The 17,282-nt window shown below is 65.6% G+C and carries 15 protein-coding genes (1 of these 15 cut by a window edge); 12 read left to right on the top strand and 3 right to left on the bottom strand.

The features are described from left to right. The first annotated feature begins 28 nt into the window (after nt 1-28). The 8 genes from ACZ5CM_RS12135 to ACZ5CM_RS12100 all read left to right on the top strand — a co-directional run bounded on the left by ACZ5CM_RS12135 (nt 29) and on the right by ACZ5CM_RS12100 (nt 8,668). Nucleotides 29-850, top strand: a complete 822-nt coding sequence (locus ACZ5CM_RS12135) for an ABC transporter ATP-binding protein (protein WP_464639033.1) — start codon at nt 29-31, stop codon at nt 848-850. A 29-nt stretch (nt 851-879) separates the two neighbouring features. After that, nucleotides 880-1,866 (top strand): branched-chain amino acid ABC transporter permease, encoded by a 987-nt coding sequence (locus ACZ5CM_RS12130; RefSeq protein WP_464639032.1) that lies wholly within the window; start codon nt 880-882, stop codon nt 1,864-1,866. Nucleotides 1,867-1,915: 49 nt separating this feature from the next. Further along, on the top strand, nt 1,916-2,173 hold the full coding sequence (locus ACZ5CM_RS12125) for a hypothetical protein (protein ID WP_464639031.1): 258 nt from the start codon (nt 1,916-1,918) through the stop codon (nt 2,171-2,173). A gap of 3 nt (nt 2,174-2,176) precedes the next feature. Beyond that, nucleotides 2,177-3,253, top strand: a complete 1,077-nt coding sequence (locus ACZ5CM_RS12120; RefSeq protein ID WP_464639030.1) for a branched-chain amino acid ABC transporter permease — start codon at nt 2,177-2,179, stop codon at nt 3,251-3,253. A gap of 74 nt (nt 3,254-3,327) precedes the next feature. Further along, on the top strand, nt 3,328-4,611 hold the full coding sequence (locus ACZ5CM_RS12115) for an ABC transporter substrate-binding protein (protein WP_464639029.1): 1,284 nt from the start codon (nt 3,328-3,330) through the stop codon (nt 4,609-4,611). 118 nt (nt 4,612-4,729) lie between these two features. Continuing rightward, nucleotides 4,730-5,566, top strand: a complete 837-nt coding sequence (locus ACZ5CM_RS12110; RefSeq protein WP_464639028.1) for an ABC transporter ATP-binding protein — start codon at nt 4,730-4,732, stop codon at nt 5,564-5,566. Between the two features lie 114 nt (nt 5,567-5,680). After that, on the top strand, nt 5,681-6,901 hold the full coding sequence (locus ACZ5CM_RS12105; RefSeq protein WP_464639027.1) for a phenylacetate--CoA ligase family protein: 1,221 nt from the start codon (nt 5,681-5,683) through the stop codon (nt 6,899-6,901). 96 nt (nt 6,902-6,997) lie between these two features. After that, nucleotides 6,998-8,668: an ABC transporter permease gene (locus ACZ5CM_RS12100; protein WP_464639026.1), complete on the top strand. Its 1,671-nt coding sequence runs from the start codon at nt 6,998-7,000 to the stop codon at nt 8,666-8,668. Nucleotides 8,669-8,796: 128 nt separating this feature from the next. Here ACZ5CM_RS12100 and ACZ5CM_RS12095 read toward each other — a convergent pair whose 3' ends face one another. Together ACZ5CM_RS12095 and pyrF are read right to left on the bottom strand one after the other, a co-directional pair. Then, entirely contained in the window at nt 8,797-10,050 is a 1,254-nt protein-coding gene (locus ACZ5CM_RS12095; protein ID WP_464639025.1) for a DNA polymerase IV, read from the bottom strand. 324 nt (nt 10,051-10,374) lie between these two features. Then, on the bottom strand, nt 10,375-11,070 hold the full coding sequence (pyrF, locus tag ACZ5CM_RS12090; protein WP_464639024.1) for an orotidine-5'-phosphate decarboxylase: 696 nt from the start codon (nt 11,068-11,070) through the stop codon (nt 10,375-10,377). Between the two features lie 258 nt (nt 11,071-11,328). Here pyrF and clpB point away from each other — a divergent pair, with 258 nt between their 5' ends. After that, the gene (gene clpB, locus ACZ5CM_RS12085; RefSeq protein ID WP_464639023.1) at nt 11,329-13,947 is read left to right on the top strand and encodes an ATP-dependent chaperone ClpB; all 2,619 of its coding nucleotides are present in this window, start codon (nt 11,329-11,331) and stop codon (nt 13,945-13,947) included. Nucleotides 13,948-14,185: 238 nt separating this feature from the next. Here the strand turns inward: clpB and ACZ5CM_RS12080 are convergent, their stop codons facing one another. Beyond that, complete coding sequence (locus ACZ5CM_RS12080) at nt 14,186-14,623, bottom strand: DUF302 domain-containing protein (RefSeq protein WP_464639022.1); 438 nt, start codon at nt 14,621-14,623, stop codon at nt 14,186-14,188. Between the two features lie 110 nt (nt 14,624-14,733). Here ACZ5CM_RS12080 and ACZ5CM_RS12075 point away from each other — a divergent pair, with 110 nt between their 5' ends. The 3 genes from ACZ5CM_RS12075 to msrQ form a co-directional block, all read left to right on the top strand. Beyond that, entirely contained in the window at nt 14,734-16,227 is a 1,494-nt protein-coding gene (locus ACZ5CM_RS12075; protein ID WP_464639021.1) for an FMN-binding glutamate synthase family protein, read from the top strand. Nucleotides 16,228-16,294: 67 nt separating this feature from the next. After that, a complete protein-coding gene (gene msrP, locus ACZ5CM_RS12070; protein WP_464639020.1) occupies nt 16,295-17,212 on the top strand; it encodes a protein-methionine-sulfoxide reductase catalytic subunit MsrP in 918 nt (305 codons plus the stop codon). Beyond that, nucleotides 17,196-17,282: the start of a protein-methionine-sulfoxide reductase heme-binding subunit MsrQ gene (msrQ, locus tag ACZ5CM_RS12065; protein ID WP_464639019.1), read on the top strand. It continues 537 nt past the right edge of the window; 87 of the gene's 624 nt are visible here — the first part of the coding sequence; the start codon lies at nt 17,196-17,198; its stop codon lies off the right edge, out of view. The genes msrP and msrQ overlap by 17 nt, the downstream gene beginning before the upstream one ends.

Genomic DNA, 17,282 nt, shown 5'->3' with positions numbered 1-17,282 from the left:
ATTTCTGGCAAGAGGAAGGGGCGGTCACATGCTTGACGCATCCGGGAACGGATACATCACCGAGGACGGCCGCAAGATCGGCGGCGTGGTGATGGAAATGAAGAACATCACCCTGCGCTTTGGCGGCGTGGTGGCGATCAAGGACATCAGCTTCGACATCCGCGAGGGCGAGATCCGCGCCATCATCGGCCCCAACGGCGCCGGCAAGTCGTCGATGCTGAACGTGATCTCGGGATTTTACGTGCCGCAGGAGGGGGAGGTCTGGTTCCGTGGCGAGAGGCGCCCGCCCATGAAGCCCTACGAGGTTGCCCGGCAGGGGATCGCGCGGACCTTCCAGAACATCGCCCTGTTCGAGGGCATGAGCGTTCTCGACAACGTGATGACCGGACGGTTGACCCACATGAAGACCGGGCTGATGGCGCAGGCAATCTGGAAGGGCAAGGCCGAGGAGGAAGAGACCGCCAACCGTGAGGTGGTCGAGAAGGTCATCGACTTCCTCGAAATCCAGCATATCCGCAAGACACCGGTGTCGCGTCTGCCCTACGGGCTGAAGAAGCGGGTGGAGCTTGCCCGTGCGCTGGCAGCCGAGCCGAAGCTGCTGCTGCTGGACGAGCCGATGGCGGGCATGAACGTCGAGGAGAAGGAGGACATGAGTCGTTTCATCCTCGACGTGAACGACGAATTCGGCACCACCATCACCCTGATCGAGCACGACATGGGGGTGGTCATGGATCTGTCCGACCGGGTGGTGGTGATGGATTACGGCCGCAAGATCGGGGACGGAACCCCGGACGAGGTACGCAACAATCAGGAAGTCATCGACGCCTATCTGGGGGTGGCACATGACTGAGCATCCGATGGATATTTTGGGAGGCGTTCATGTCTGACCAGCTGGTTTTCTCGATCGAGGTTTTCCTCAACGGCCTGATGGCAGGGGTGCTTTATTCGCTGGTCGCGCTGGGTTTTGTGCTGATCTACAAGGCGTCGGGGATCTTCAACTACGCGCAAGGGGTGATGGCGCTGTTTGCCGCGATGACCCTGGTGGGGATCATGGAGGGGCAGGTGCCCTTCGCAGGTCTCATCAACGCGACCTTCGGCACCGAGATTCGCAATTTCGGGTGGACGGTTCCGGCATTTGCGGGGATTGCGCTGACCGTCGGGGTGATGATCGTTCTGGCCTGGGCGGTGCATCAGTTCGTCATGCGCCATCTGGTCGGGCAGGATCCGATCATCCTGTTCATGGCGACGATCGGGCTGGCCTATTTCCTGGAAGGCGTGGCCGATCTCATGTGGGGGTCGGAGATCAAGACCCTCGATATCGGTCTGCCGATGGGGCTGAACGAGACCATCGACCGGGTCACCTACGAGATTTTCGGCTACGGGTTCTTCATCGACAACCTGGACATCGTGGCGACCGTGATCGCGGCGCTTCTGGTGATCGCGCTGGTCCTGTTCGCGCAATACACCAAGCAGGGCCGGGCCATGCGCGCCGTGGCCGACGACCATCAGGCGGCGCTGTCGGTGGGGATCGACCTGGATTTCATCTGGGTGATGGTGTGGTCGGTCGCCGGCTTCGTGGCGCTGGTTGCCGGCGTCATGTGGGGCGCCAAGTCGGGCGTGCAGTTCTCGCTGTCGCTGATCGCGCTGAAGGCGTTGCCGGTGCTGATGCTGGGCGGGTTCACTTCGATCCCCGGTGCCATCGTCGGCGGGCTGATCATCGGCGTGGGCGAGAAGCTTTTCGAATTCTGGGTCGGTCCGCTGGTGGGCGGCGCCACGGAGAACTGGTTCGCCTACGTGCTGGCGCTCATTTTCCTGGTGTTCCGCCCGCAGGGCCTGTTCGGGGACAAGATCATCGAAAGGGTATGACCGCCGGGAGGAAGCCGCGTCACCGGACTATCAGGGAGGAACGGGTGACATGAACAAGCTGATCGCCATCGTGAACGTCATCGCATGGTCGGGATTCTGGGCCTTCGGGTTCCTTGCGTTCAGCGCCGGCGACCATTCCGACGGTCACCTGGTCATCGCCGCGCTTCTTGCCCTTGCCGGGCTGGTGGTGGGGATCATCGCCTATCGCAGACTCATCCGCGCCGCCGAAGAGAGCGGCATCGCGAAGAAAGACAACCAACTGGATGCGGCGGCGCGAAACCGTGCGCACTCTGAAGAGGGCCTGTAACACATGTTCTACCGCGAAGCCGGAGACTTCAAGGTCTCCTACCAGCAGGACAGCCAGACGTTTCCGATCAAGTTTGACCGGTACCGATACTATTTCGTGCTGGTGGTGGCCTTCCTGGTCATTCCGTTCTTCATCAACGACTACATGGCCAACGCGCTGCTGCTGCCGTTCCTGATCTATGCCATCGCGTCGATCGGGCTGAACATCCTCACCGGCTATGCCGGGCAGGTCAGCCTCGGGACCGGGGGGTTCATGGCGGTGGGGGCCTACGCGATCTACAAGCTGATGACCGCCTTTCCGGACGTCAACATGTTCATCCTCGTGATCGTCGCCGGGCTCATCACCGCGGTGGTCGGGGTTCTGTTCGGGCTTCCCAGCCTGCGGATCAAGGGGTTCTACCTGGCGGTTGCCACCTTGGCCGCGCAGTTCTTCCTGGTGTGGCTGTTCAACCGGGTGCCGTGGTTCTACAACTACTCGGCCTCGGGCCAGATCAGCGCGCCCGAACGCGAGGTGTTCGGCATCATCGTCACCGGACCCAACGCGTCGGCCTGGGCGACCTACATGTTCAGCCTGATCTTCCTGACGGCCAGCGCGATCATCGCGCGCAACCTGACCCGCGGGGCGCTGGGGCGGACCTGGATGGCGATCCGCGACATGGACATCGCGGCCGAGATCATCGGGGTGAACCCGCTCCAGGCCAAGCTGACCGCCTTTGCGGTAAGCTCGTTCTTCGTCGGGATTTCGGGGGCGCTGTTCTTCGCGCTCTATCTGGGCGCGGTCGAGGTGGGTGAGGCCTTCGGCATCCAGAAATCCTTTCTGGTGCTGTTCATGGTGATCATCGGCGGGCTGGGATCGATCTTCGGTTCCTTCGCGGGCGCGGCGTTCCTCGTGGTGCTGCCGGTGGCGCTGAAATTGGTGGGCGTGGACCTGCTGGGCTGGCCCACCGACATCGTGTCGCATCTGCAACTGGTGATCGTGGGGGCGCTGATCATCCTGTTCCTGGTCCTCGAACCGCACGGGCTGGCGCAGCTGTGGCGGGTGGCCAAGGAGAAACTTCGACTCTGGCCCTTCCCGTACTGAGGCGGGACGGACCGACACCTCGCGGGGGCGACCCCGCACAACATCGGATGACACCATAGGGAGGACATGACCCGATGAGAAAGAAACTGACAGCACTGGCACTGGGCGCGGCGCTGGTCGCCGGACCCGCGATGGCGGAACTGGTGTTCCCCTCGCTCAGCTACCGCACCGGCCCATATGCCGCCAACGGGATCCCCTTCGCGGACGGGTATCAGGACTACATGACCCTGATCAACGAACGCGACGGCGGCATCGGCGGCGAAAAGATCAAGGTGGTCGAGTGCGAAACCGGCTACAACACCGAAAAGGGGGTGGAGTGTTACGAATCCACCAAGGGCCAGGGCGCGCTGCTCTATCAGCCGCTTTCGACCGGCATCACCTACCAGCTGATCCCCAAGGCCTCGGCCGACGGGATCCCGATCCACTCGATGGGTTACGGGCGCACCTCGGCCGCCAACGGCAAGGTGTTCAAGTGGGTGTTCAACTATCCCACCAACTACTGGAACGGCGCCTCGATCGCGATCAAGTACATCAAGAGCGTCGAGGGTGACCTGAAGGGCAAGAAGATCGCGCTGCTGTATCACAACTCGGCCTACGGGAAAGAGCCGATCCGCACCCTGCAGGAACTGTCGAAGAAGCACGGCTTCGAACTGGTCCTGCTGCCGGTCGATCACCCCGGCCAGGAGCAGAAGTCGCAGTGGCTGCAGATCCGCCGCGAGCGCCCCGATTACGTGCTGATGTGGGGCTGGGGGGTGATGAACCCGGTCGCCATTCAGGAAGCCGCCAACATCCGCTTCCCGATGGACAAGTTCATCGGCATCTGGTGGTCGGGATCGGAAAACGACGTGAAGCCGGCCGGTGCTGCCGCTGACGGCTACAAGGCGCTCAACTTCCACATGCCCGGTGCGAATTTCCCGATCTTCGACGATCTGAAGAAGTATGTCATCGACGCCGGCAAGGCCGCCGGTGCCGGGGATCAGGTCGGCACGGTGCTTTACAACCGCGGCATGTATGCGGCGATGCTGGCGGTCGAGGCCGCGAAGAAGGCGCAGGAGCTTTCCGGCAAGGCCCAGATCACCCCGGCCGACATGCGCGACGGCATGGAAGCGCTGGAGATCACCGAGGAAACCCTGGCCAAGCTGGGCCTGCCCGGCTTCGGTCCCGCGTTCAAGGTGAGCTGCGCCAATCACGGCGGCGACGGTCGCGGTCTGGTACAGCAGTGGGATGCCAAGGCCGAGGCCTGGAAGGTCATCACCGACTATATCGAGCCCGATTCGGAGGTGATCCAGCCGCTGATCGAGGAAGATTCGATGGCCTATGCCAAGGAAAACAACATCGAACTGCGCGATTGCAACTGAGTGATCGCCGGCCCCGGGCACAACCCGGAGCCGCGACAGGAAACGGTGCGGCGATGCGTCGCCGCACCTCTCCCGCAGCCCCGGAGCGCATACCGGGACGAGATGAGGACAAACCCTGATGCTGGATGCCGCCAAGACCACGCAGACGCAGGTCGAGACCCTGCTCGAGATCAACAATATCGAGGTGATCTACAACCACGTGATCCTCGTGCTCAAGGGCGTGAGCCTGAACGTGCCCAAGGGCGGGATCACGGCGCTTCTGGGGGGCAACGGCGCCGGCAAGACCACGACGCTGAAGGCGGTTTCCAACCTGCTGCACTCCGAGCGCGGCGAAGTCACCAAGGGCAGCATCATCTATCGCGGCCAGCGGATACAGGATCTGGAACCGGCCGAACTGGTGAAGATGGGTGTGATCCAGGTCATGGAGGGCCGCCACTGCTTCGAGCATCTGACGGTCGAGGAAAACCTGCTGACCGGGTTCTATACCCGCTCTGACGGCAAGGCCGCGATGGAGCGCGACCTCGAACTCGTCTATTCCTATTTTCCGCGCCTGAAGGAACGCCGCCGCAGCCAGGCCGGCTATACCTCGGGCGGCGAGCAGCAGATGATCGCGATCGGCCGGGCGCTGATGGCCAACCCCGAGACGATCCTGCTGGATGAACCCAGCATGGGGCTTGCCCCGCAGCTGGTGGAGGAGATCTTCGAGATCGTGAAGGATCTCAACGAAAAGGAGGGTGTGTCCTTCCTGCTGGCCGAGCAGAACACCAATGTGGCGCTGCGCTTCGCGCATTACGGATACATCCTGGAAAACGGCCGGGTGGTGATGGACGGCCCCGCCGCCGAGCTGCGCGAGAACCCGGACGTCAAGGAATTCTACCTGGGCGTGTCCGAAGAGGGCCGCAAGTCCTTCCGCGACGTGCGCTCCTATCGCCGGCGCAAGCGGTGGCTGAGCTGACGGCTTCGCAGCCGCGAAACAACGACAGGGCCGGGCCGGAAACGGATTTCGGCCGCAACAAACGGGATCAGGCAAGCGGTCGCGCCTTTCGTGCGGCGCCTGGAGGGATGAAGGATGAGCCAGTATTACGACGCGTTGGAAACCCGCTCTGCCGACGAGCGTGCCGCGGCCATTGCCGAGGCGCTGCCGCGGCAGATCGCCCGGGCGAAATCGGCGCCGGGCTATGCCGGGTCGCTGGACGGGGTGGATCCGGCCGAGATCACCACCGTCGAGGACCTGGCTGCCCTGCCGGTCCTGCGCAAGTCCGAGCTGAGCCGCGCGCAGGCGGAAAATCCGCCCTTCGGCGGGTTCACGCTCAAGCCGCCGCATGGCTTCGCGCACATCTTCCAGTCGCCGGGACCGATCTACGAACCGGGCGGGACCGAACATGACTGGTGGCGGATGGGCCGGTTCCTGCACGCAGCCGGTATCGGCCGGGGCGACATCGTGCAGAACTGCTTCGGCTATCACCTGACGCCCGCGGGCATGATCTTCGAGAACGGCGCGCGGGCGGTGGGGGCGGCGGTGCTGCCCGCCGGCACCGGCCAGACCGAGCTTCAGGTCACTGCCGCCCATGACGTGGGCTCGACGGCTTACGCGGGCACGCCGGATTACCTGAAGGTGATCCTCGACAAGGCCGAGGAGATGGGGGTGAAGCTGAACTTCTCCAAGGCCGTGGTCGGGGGCGGTGCCCTGTTCCCGTCGCTGCGCCAGGAGTATGCCGATCGCGGCATCACCTGCCTTCAGAACTATGCCACTGCCGATCTGGGCAACATTGCCTACGAGTCCGAGGCGATGGAGGGGATGATCGTGGACGAGGGCGTGATCGTCGAGATCGTCACCCCCGGCACCGGCGACCCGGTGGCGCCGGGCGAGGTGGGCGAGGTGGTCGTGACCTCGCTCAATCCCGACTATCCGCTGATCCGCTTTGCCACCGGCGATCTCAGCGCGGTGATGGAAGGGGCCAGCCCCTGCGGGCGCACCAACATGCGCATCCGCGGCTGGATGGGCCGGGCCGACCAGACCACCAAGATCAAGGGCATGTTCGTGCGTCCCGAACAGGTGGCGCAGCTGGTGGCCAAGCATGACGAGATCCTCAAGGCGCGTGTCATCGCCACCCGCGAGGGCGAGATGGACGCGATGACCGTCAAGGTCGAATCCGAGGGCGGCGACCCTTCGGCCTTTGCGCGTTCGGTGGTCGAGGTGCTCAAGCTCAAGGGGCGGGTCGAGATCGTGCCGCCGGGGACACTGCCCAGGGATGGTCTGGTGATCGAGGATCAGCGCAAATACGACTGACTTGCATTTTCGATCTGGCATTTCCGACTGAAATGGTCGAATAAGGGGTGGGGCGCCAGTTGCGCCCCGCCTTCGCCATTCATCAGGAATTCGGATTTGGCCGAAACCGTCCGATACGCCGAACATGGTTCGCACCGGCATCACGCCCGCGGCACGCGGGCGATCGGCGTGCTGGCCAATGTGGTTGCCCTTGCCTGCCTGCTGCCGATGGTGGCAGTGGCGCTGGCGGCGCTTACGGGGGGTACCGACACGATTGCCCATCTGATGCAGACCGTCCTGCCGCGCTATACGGCGACCACCCTGGCGCTGGTGGTGCTGGTGGCCATCGGCACCTTTGCCATCGGGGTCGGCGCGGCGTGGCTGGTGACGATGACCCGCTTTCCCGGCGTCCGGGTGCTGGAGATCGCGCTGGTCCTGCCGCTGGCCTATCCGGCCTATGTGCTGGCCTATGCCTATACCTATCTTCTGGATCACGCGGGCATCGTCCAGTCCACCCTGCGCGCGGTCATGGGCTGGGGGCCGCGCGACTACTGGTTCCCCGAGGTGCGCTCGCTGCCCGGCGCGGCGGTGATGCTGATCCTCGTCCTCTACCCTTACGTCTATCTGCTGGCGCGCGCGGCCTTTCTTCAGCAAAGCGCTTCGGCCTTCCTGGCCGCCCGGGCGCTGGGCCGGAGCCCGTGGCAGGCGTTCCTGCGGGTCAGCCTGCCGATGGCGCGGCCGGCGATCGCGGCGGGGGTGCTGCTGGCGGTGATGGAGACGATCGCCGATTTCGGTACGGTGGCCCATTTCGGCGTCCAGACCTTCGCCACCGGCATCTACAGCAGCTGGTTTTCCATGGCCGACCGGGCGGCGGCGGCGCAGCTGGCGTTGTTCCTGCTCGGCTTTGCCCTGCTTCTGGCGGTGACCGAGCGCATCCAGCGCGGGCAGGCCCGGTATCACGGTGCAGGCAAGCGCCACGCGACAATGCCACCGGCGCAGCTGCACGGCGTGCGCGCGGCGCTGGCATTCCTTCTGTGCATCGTTCCCGTGATCTTTGGATTCCTGCTGCCGGCGGTGGTCCTGTTCGAAATGGGGCTGGGGTCCGAGCAGGACCTGTTCAGCCCCCGCTATGTCGGTTTCATCCGCAATTCCCTGACGCTGGCCAGCATTGCCGCCGTGGTCACGGTGCTGGCGGCGATCTGCGTGGGGTTTTACCAGCGGTTGCAGCCGGGGCGGCGCTCGGCCATGGCCGCCTACGTGGCGCGGCTGGGCTATGCGGTGCCGGGCGGGGTGATCGCGGTGGGGCTGATCGTGCCCTTCGCGGCCTTCGACAATGCCGTGGACGCGTGGATGCGCGCAACCTTCGGCATCTCCACCGGCCTGCTCCTGACCGGCTCGATCTGGCTGCTGGTGGCCGCGTACGTGGTGCGGTTTCTGGCTTCGGCCCTTGGCGCCTACGAAGGTGGGCAGAGCATGATCCACGCCAACATGGATGCCGCCGCCCGGTCGCTGGGGCAGACGCCGCTGGGCACGCTGCGCCGGGTGCATCTGCCGATCCTGACCCCCAGCCTGCTGACCGCGCTGCTGATCGTCTTCGTGGACGTGATGAAGGAATTGCCCGCCACGCTCATCATGCGCCCGTTCAATTTCGACACCTTGGCGGTACAGGCCTACCGGCTGGCCTCGGACGAGCGGCTGGAAGGGGCGGCGGTGCCTTCGCTCGTCATCGTCGCGGTGGGACTGCTGCCGGTGATCCTGATCTGCCGGCAGGTGGGGCGGCGCGGCTGAATCGCCCGGCCCGCCCGCCGCCCCCCCCGCGCCCCCCTTCCTTCCTCTTGCCGGCAAATACTCCGGGGGTGAATTGCCCCGCGGGGGCAAGAGGGGGCAGCGCCCCCTTCCCCCCGGCAGCTCATGCCCTACCGCAGCGCCCGCCCCTTCACGATCGCCTCTGCCCCGAAGCGGCGCCGGATCTCGTCGGCGGCGCGTTCGGCGCGGCTGCGGCGGACCGCGCCGGGGTCGAGCAGGTCGCCCGACTTGTCCGCATCCGCCTCCGGCCCCAGCCCGGACAGGCCGCAGCCCAGCAGCCTGAACGGGCCGGCCTCGTCCAGCTGATCGAACAGCGCCCGCGCCGTGCGATAGATGCGGTCGGCCAGCTGGGTGGGTTCGCGCAGCGAGGCGCGCCGGGTCAGCAGCCGGTGATCGGCGCGCTTGAGCTTGAGCGTCACCACGCGCCCGGCCAGCCCCCTGGCCTTGGCGCGGTCGGAAACTTTCTCGGCCATGCGCCACAGGTGGCCGTCCAGGATCTCCGGGTCGTCCGTGTCTTCGGCGAAGGTGGTCTCGTTGGAGATCGACTTGATCGGCGCGTCGGGCGATACGCGCCGGTCGTCCTGCCCGCGCGCGAGATGCCACAGCCGCTCGCCCATCGCGCCGAACCAGGCATGCAGGGCTTCGCGGTCCCATCGCAACAGGTCGGAAATCGTGCGAATCCCCGTGCGTGCCAGCGACTCTTGCGCCGCCGGTCCGATGCCCCAGATCAGGCTGACCGGGCGCTCGCGCAGGAAATCGGCGGTCTCGGCGCGGCCGATCACCGAAAATCCCCGCGGCTTGTCCAGATCCGAGGCCACCTTGGCCAGGAACTTGTTGTGCGACAGCCCGATCGAGCCGGACAGGCCAAGCTCCTGCTGCATCCGCCTGACAAGGCGGGCCAGCATCACCGCCGGCGGGGCTCCGTGCAGCCGTCTCGTGCCGGACAGGTCCAGGAAGGCCTCGTCCAGCGACAGCGGTTCCACGGCGGGGGTGAGCTCCTCCATCATCGCGCGGATACGGCGCGAGACGGCGGCATAGACCTCCATGCGCGGGCGGATCACCACCGCATCCGGGCACAGCCGCAGTGCCTGGAACATCGGCATGGCCGAGCGCACACCGCGTATCCGCGCCACATAGCAGGCGGTAGAGACGACCCCGCGCCGCCCGCCGCCGATGATCACCGGCTTGTCGGCCAGGTCGGGGTTGTCACGTTTTTCCACCGAGGCATAGAAGGCGTCGCAATCCATATGCGCAATGGTCAGTTCGAACAGCTCGGGATGCGCGACCACCCGCGGGCTGCGGCAGGCCGGGCAGCGGGGACCGGCGTCGAAGGCGGTCAGGCAGTCGCGGCAGAGGGCGGGCATCGGTCTGGCCTTGCAAAGAGCGGAACCCCGATTGCGGCATGTTGCAGCCGATCGAAAACGATCATCCGGCAAACGCAGGCCAAGCGCAAGGCAGCTGCCCGCCTGGGCGGGCGCGAAGAAGGGAAGGGGAGAAGGCCGGGGACCGATCCGACGGAAAGACCCCCCGCCGATTCGAGCGGGGGGAGGTCACGAACCTCAGGAAGAGCAAGGTCCGTCGGGGAGTGTCTCAATGCAAGACTCGCCCAGAATCGCCCCCGGGCAAAGGCAGGAGTGGCGGTACGTCAAAGATGCGCCTCAGCTGTGCCATTCAGGGCACATGACGCCTCAGGCCGCGCCCAGTTCCGCCACGATCGCCCGGGCGGCCTTGCGCGGATCGGTGGCCTGCCAGACGGGGCGGCCGACGACGATGTGATCGGCCCCGTTCGCGATGGCCTGCGCGGGGGTTGCCACCCGCTTCTGGTCGCCGTGCGCGCTACCGGCCGGGCGCACCCCCGGCGTCACGATCAGCCGCCCCTGCGCCTCGGGCAGGGCGCGGATGGGTGCCGCCTCGTGCGGCGAGGCGATGACCCCGTGGGCGCCGGCCTCGAATGCGCGCCCGGCGCGTTCCTGGACCAGGTCGCGGATCTCTCCGGGCTTGATGAGGGCCTCGTCCAGGTCCTGCCGCTCCAGCGAGGTCAGAATGGTCACGGCGAGGATCCTCAGATTGCTGCCGGCCGCGCCCTGGACGGCGGCGCGGACCACATGCGGGTCGCCATGGACGGTGAGGAAATCGAGATCGAACTGCGCCAGCCCACGCACGGCGGCCTCGACGGTGGCGCCGATGTCGAACAGCTTCATGTCGAGGAATATGCGCTTGCCGTGTTCCTGCTTGAGCTCATTGGCAAGCGCCAGCCCGCCGCCGGTGAGCATGCCCAGCCCGATCTTGTAGAAGCCGACCGCATCGCCGATCCGTTCGGTCAGCTCCAGCGCCTGCACAGCGTTGGGGAGGTCGAGGGCAACGATCAGGCGGTCATCGGGCATGGCATGGGCCTTTTGCGGTTGAACGGTCGCACCCGTCTATGCCCGCCGCGCCGCGTCAGCACAAGGCGGCAGCGCGCTAGTGGGGGGCGGAAATCACCTGTCGCCGCGGCGGTGCAGATTGCCGGTGGAACGGAAAAAATCCGTGACGGAGGGGGGTTGAACCGGATCGGGCCGGTCCCAAATTGAGGGTGAGGCCCGAACCGGGGCGTGCCGCGAAGCGGGCGCCGGCAAGACGGGCGCTTGAAAGGAGACAAAGACATGGACTTCAACAAGTTCACCGACCGCGCACGCGGTTTCCTGCAGGCTGCACAGACCATTGCCTCGCGGGAGGAGCATCAGAGACTGATGCCCGAGCACCTTCTCAAGGCATTGCTGGATGACGATCAGGGGCTGGCCAGCAATCTGATTGCCCGCGCCGGCGGTTCGCCCGAGCGCGTGGTCGAGGCGCTGGAAGGGGCGCTGAACAAGATCCCGCGGGTCAGCGGCGACAGCGGTCAGGTCTATCTCGATACGCTGACCGGCCGGGTTCTGGACGAGGCCGAGAAGATCGCCACCAAGGCCGGCGACAGCTTCGTGCCGGTCGAACGGATCCTGATGGCCCTGGCGATGGTGAAATCCGGCGCGAAGGAGGCGCTGGAGGCCGGCGCCGTGACCGCGCAGAAGCTGAACGCCGCGATCAACGACATCCGCAAGGGGCGCACCGCCGATTCGGCCAGCGCCGAGGAAGGCTATGACGCGCTGAAGAAATACACCATCGACCTGACCGAACGCGCCCGCGAGGGCAAGATCGACCCGATCATCGGCCGCGACGAGGAAATCCGCCGCACCATGCAGGTGCTTTCCCGCCGGACCAAGAACAACCCGGTGCTGATCGGCGAACCGGGCGTCGGCAAGACGGCGATTGCCGAGGGGCTGGCGCTGCGCATCGTCAATGGCGACGTGCCCGAAAGCCTGCGCAACAAGAAGCTGCTGGCGCTGGACATGGGCGCGCTGATCGCCGGGGCCAAGTATCGCGGCGAGTTCGAAGAGCGCCTCAAGGCCATCCTCAAGGAGATCGAGGCCGCCGCCGGCGAGATCATCCTGTTCATCGACGAAATGCACGTTCTGGTCGGGGCGGGCAAGACCGACGGCGCGATGGATGCGGCGAACCTGATCAAGCCGGCTCTGGCCCGGGGCGAGCTGCACTGCGTCGGCGCGACCACGCTGGACGAGTATCGCAAATATGTCGAGAAGGACGCCGCCCTTGCGCGTCGTTTCCAGCCGATCTTCGTCAATGAACCGACGGTCGAGGACACGATTTCGATCCTGCGCGGCATCAAGGAGAAATACGAGCTGCACCACGGGGTGAAGATCTCGGATTCGGCGCTGGTGGCCGCGGCGACGCTGTCGCACCGCTACATCACCGACCGCTTCCTGCCGGACAAGGCCATCGACCTGATCGACGAGGCGGCCAGCCGGCTGCGGATGCAGGTGGACAGCAAGCCCGAGGAGCTCGACCAGCTCGACCGGCAGATCCTGCAGCTGCAGATCGAGGCCGAAGCCCTGCGCAAGGAAACCGACGCGGCCTCGAAGGAGCGGCTGGAGAAGCTTGAAAAGGAACTGGCCGAGCTGCAGGAGCGCAGCGCCGAGCTGACCGCCCGCTGGCAGGCCGAGCGCGACAAGCTGGCGACGACCCGCGACCTGAAGGAGCAGCTCGACCGGGCGCGTGCCGAGCTGGAAATCGCCAAGCGCGAGGGCAACCTGCAGCGCGCGGGCGAGCTCAGCTATGGCGTGATCCCCGAGCTCGAGAAGAAGCTGGCCGAGGCCGAAAAGCAGGAGGCCGAAGGGCTGATGGTCGAGGAAACCGTCCGCCCCGAGCAGATCGCCCAGGTGGTCGAACGCTGGACCGGCATCCCCACCTCGAAGATGCTGGAGGGCGAGCGCGAGAAGCTCCTGCGCATGGAAGAGGAGCTGCACAAGCGCGTGGTCGGCCAGGATCAGGCGATCCGGGCGGTGGCCAATGCGGTGCGCCGGGCGCGGGCCGGGCTCAACGACCCGAACCGGCCGCTGGGTTCGTTCCTGTTCCTCGGTCCCACCGGCGTCGGCAAGACCGAGCTGACCAAGGCGGTTGCCGAATATCTCTTCGACGACGACGACGCGATGGTGCGCATCGACATGTCCGAGTTCATGGAGAAACACTCGGTCGCGCGTCTGATCGGCGCCCCGCCGGGCTATGTCGGCTATGACGAGGGCGGCGTGCTGACCGAAGCGGTGCGGCGCCGGCCCTACCAGGTGATCCTGTTCGACGAGGTGGAAAAGGCCCACCCGGACGTGTTCAACGTGCTCTTGCAGGTGCTCGATGACGGCGTGCTGACCGACGGCCAGGGCCGCACGGTGGACTTCAAGCAGACGCTGATCGTGCTGACCTCGAACCTCGGCAGCCAGGCGCTCAGCCAGCTGCCCGAGGATGCGGATGCCGCCGATGCCAAGCGCGACGTGATGGATGCGGTGCGGGCGCATTTCCGGCCCGAATTCCTCAACCGGCTGGACGAGATCATCATCTTCGACCGGCTCAGCCGCAAGGACATGGACGGGATCGTCGAGATCCAGCTGTCGCGCCTGCAACAACGTCTGGCGGCACGCAACATCCGGCTGGAACTGGACGATGCCGCACGCAAGTGGCTGGCCGACGAGGGGTACGACCCGGTGTTCGGTGCCCGCCCGCTCAAGCGGGTTATCCAGACCGCGCTGCAGAACCCGCTGGCCGAGATGCTGCTGGCTGGCGAGATCCGCGATGGCGACACGGTGCCGGTCACTGCCGGGCCCGACGGCCTCATCATCGGCGAGCGGCTGGGCACCACCGACCGGCCGCGGCCCGACGAGGCGGTCATCCACTGAGCCTCGGCTCCACCCCTGTCAAGCTTCTGGCGGCCCCCGGTATTCCGGGGGCCGTTTCATGTTCACGGGGGGCTCTGCCCCCCGCACCCCCCGGAGTATTTCCGGCAAGAGGAAAGGAGCCATATTCGTCCTTCCCTTCCTCTTGCATAAAATACTCCGGGGGTGAGGCCCGCAGGGCCGAGGGGGCAGAGCCCCCTTTCGAATGCTGCAAACGTCCCGGCGGATGTCCGGAAGGCGGTTACTCCAGCGCCTGTTTCACGATCGTGTCGAGAAACGCCTGCACCTCCTGCATTTCGCCTTCGGGATAGGTTCTGTAGCCCACTATGACCTTGCCCGGATCGTCCGCCAGTTCGGCGACGAAGATGCCGTAGGGGCAGAAGGCGATGTTCATGGGGTTGGCCTCCATGACCTTGCGTGACAGTCGCGCCGAGCAGAACTGGTATACCTCGGCCTTGACGAACAGGACCTTGTCGGATCCCACGTCGGCGCGGGTGCGTTCCAGCATGTCGCCCACGTGGCTGATGGAATCGATCACCAAGCCCTGATCGGTGATGGCGTTCTCGACGCTGAAGAGTACGTCGTCGAAGTTTTCCTCGGTCGTGTATGTCACCCAGCCCTGGGCCGCCGCGACGGTGGCGGTCAGGGAAAGGGCGGTTGCAAGCAACAGGTGTTTCATCTTTGGTCCTCCTCCGCATCCGGCCGGCTTGCCTCCGTCCGGTAATACCCGCACTCTAGCAGCGATCAAGCGACGTGCATTGCTTCACGTCAAACTTGCGGGGTAGGCGCATGAGTTCCGCTTTCGGCATACTGGAACTGCTGGCTTTCGGCTTTCTCGTCGTCATTGGCCTGCTGGTCGGCGTGGCGGTGGTTCTTTTCTTCATCGACCGTTTCCAGACGGCGGATGCGATTCGGCGCAATTATCCGGTGATCGGCCGGTTCCGCGGCCTTTTCATGCAGCTGGGAGAATTCTTCCGGCAGTATTTCTTCGCGATGGATCGCGAAGAGCTGCCTTTCAACCGGGCACAGCGGGACTGGGTATATCGGGCGGCCGACGGGAAAAGCAACACGGTCGCCTTCGGCTCGACCCGCAACCTGACGGTTCCGGGAACGCCGGTCTTCGTCAATTCCCCCTTTCCGCCACTGCACGACCAGCACACGCGAAGCGAACCTCAGCTGATCGGGGCGCAGGCGCGTGTGCCCTACCTGGCGCCGTCCTTCTTCAACATCTCGGGCATGAGCTATGGCGCGCTGTCGAAACCGGCGGTGGATGCGCTCAGCCATGGGGCGAAGCAGGCCGGAATCTGGCTCAATACCGGCGAGGGCGGTCTCAGCGAGTGCCACCTCGCGGGGGGCTGTGACATCGTTTTCCAGATCGGGACCGCCAAGTATGGCGTGCGCGACCGCGACGGTCGGCTTGACGACGACAGGCTGCGCGCGGTGGCCGCGCATGAACAGGTGCGGATGTTCGAGATCAAGCTTGCCCAGGGGGCCAAGCCGGGCAAGGGCGGCATCTTGCCTGCGGCGAAGGTGACGCCCGAAATCGCCCGGATCCGCGGGATCGAACCGGGCCGGGACAGCCTCTCGCCCAATCGCCACGCCGAGATCGACAGTTTCGAGGATCTGCTGGATTTCGTCGCCCATGTCCGCGAGGTGACGGGCAAGCCGGTGGGGATCAAGACGGTGATCGGGGCAGAGTCCTCGGTGCGTGCCCTGTTCGAGGCGGTCCTTGCCCGCGGTGCGGCGGCGGCACCGGATTTCATCACCATCGACGGGGGCGAGGGCGGGACGGGGGCGGCGCCGATGCCGTTGATGGATCTCGTCGGCATGTCCATCCGCGAGGCCCTGCCGCTGGTTGCCGGGCTGCGCGAGGAATACGGGTTGAAGGAGCGGGTCCGGCTGATCGCCAGCGGCAAGCTGGTCAATCCGGGCGATGTTGCCTGGGCGCTGGCGGCGGGGGCGGATTTCGTGACCTCGGCCCGCGGCTTCATGTTCGCGCTGGGCTGCATCCAGGCGATGAAGTGCAACCGCAATACCTGCCCCACCGGTATAACCACCCACGATCCGCGCCTGCAGAAGGGGCTGGTGGCCGAAAGCAAGTATGAGCGCGTGGCCCGCTATGCCCGGCGGATCATCGACGAGGTCGAAACCATCGCCCATTCGGTCGGCGTGGCCGAGCCGCGCCTGATCCGTCCTCGCCATGTGCGGATCGTTCAGCCCGACGGCAGCAGCATTCCGATGAACGAACTGCGCAAAGGTTACAGAAGGGTCGCTGAATCGTGAGTCGGCTTGTGTTGGACGGATGAGGCCAAACCGCTAGGTCGGTTGAAGGAAACGAACGGAGTGCAAGATGGCCCACAGATGGACGAACGACCTGACCGAGGCGGATGTGACCCCCCATGCCGTCTGGCTGAACCGGCGCCAGATCATGGCGGGACTGGCCGGAGGGATCGCTGGCGCGGGACTTGCCGCGCTGGCCGGTCCGGCGGCGGCGGCCGGCGATGATCTGGAGCCGAACAGCTGGAAGGAGATCACCAGCTACAACAATTTCTACGAATTCGGCACCGGCAAGAGCGATCCGTCCGAACGGGCCGGGGCGCTGACGACCCGTCCCTGGACCGTCACCATCGACGGGCTGGTGGAGCGGCCCGGCGACTACCCCCTGGGCGAGATCCTGTCGAAGATGACCATCGAGCGGCGCATCTACCGGCTGCGCTGTGTCGAAGCCTGGTCGATGGTGGTGCCGTGGGACGGGTTCGAACTGGCCGACCTGCTGGGTATGGCCGGGGTGAAGGAGGGGGCGAAATACGTCGCCTTCGAGACCCTCCTGCGGCCCGAGGAAATGCCGGGCCAGCGCTATCCGGTGCTGGAGTGGCCCTATGTCGAGGGGCTGCGGCTGGACGAGGCCATGCACCCGCTGACGATCATGGCCACCGGGCTTTATGGCAAGCCGCTGCCCAATCAGAACGGTGCGCCGCTGCGGCTGGTGGTGCCGTGGAAATACGGGTTCAAGTCGATCAAGTCGGTGGTGCGGATCACGCTGACCTCCGATCAGCCTCCGACCTCGTGGAACAAGGCCAATCCGCGCGAATACGGGTTCTACAGCAACGTCAATCCGAATGTGGACCACCCGCGCTGGAGCCAGGCGACCGAGCGGCGTGTGGGCGGGGGGCTGTTCTCGCGCCGCCAGCCGACCTTGATGTTCAACGGCTACGAAAGGGAAGTGGCATCGCTTTACGAGGGTATGGATCTTGCGAAATACTACTGACCTCGTGGCGGGATGGCTCAACGGGCGGTTCCGGCAGGTGCCGGTGTGGCTGGTCTATCTGACCGGCGCG

This window comes from Piezobacter thermophilus, assembly GCF_055386745.1.
Note: the sequence above shows the minus strand (reverse complement) of the source record. Positions and strands in the feature narration are given on the sequence as shown.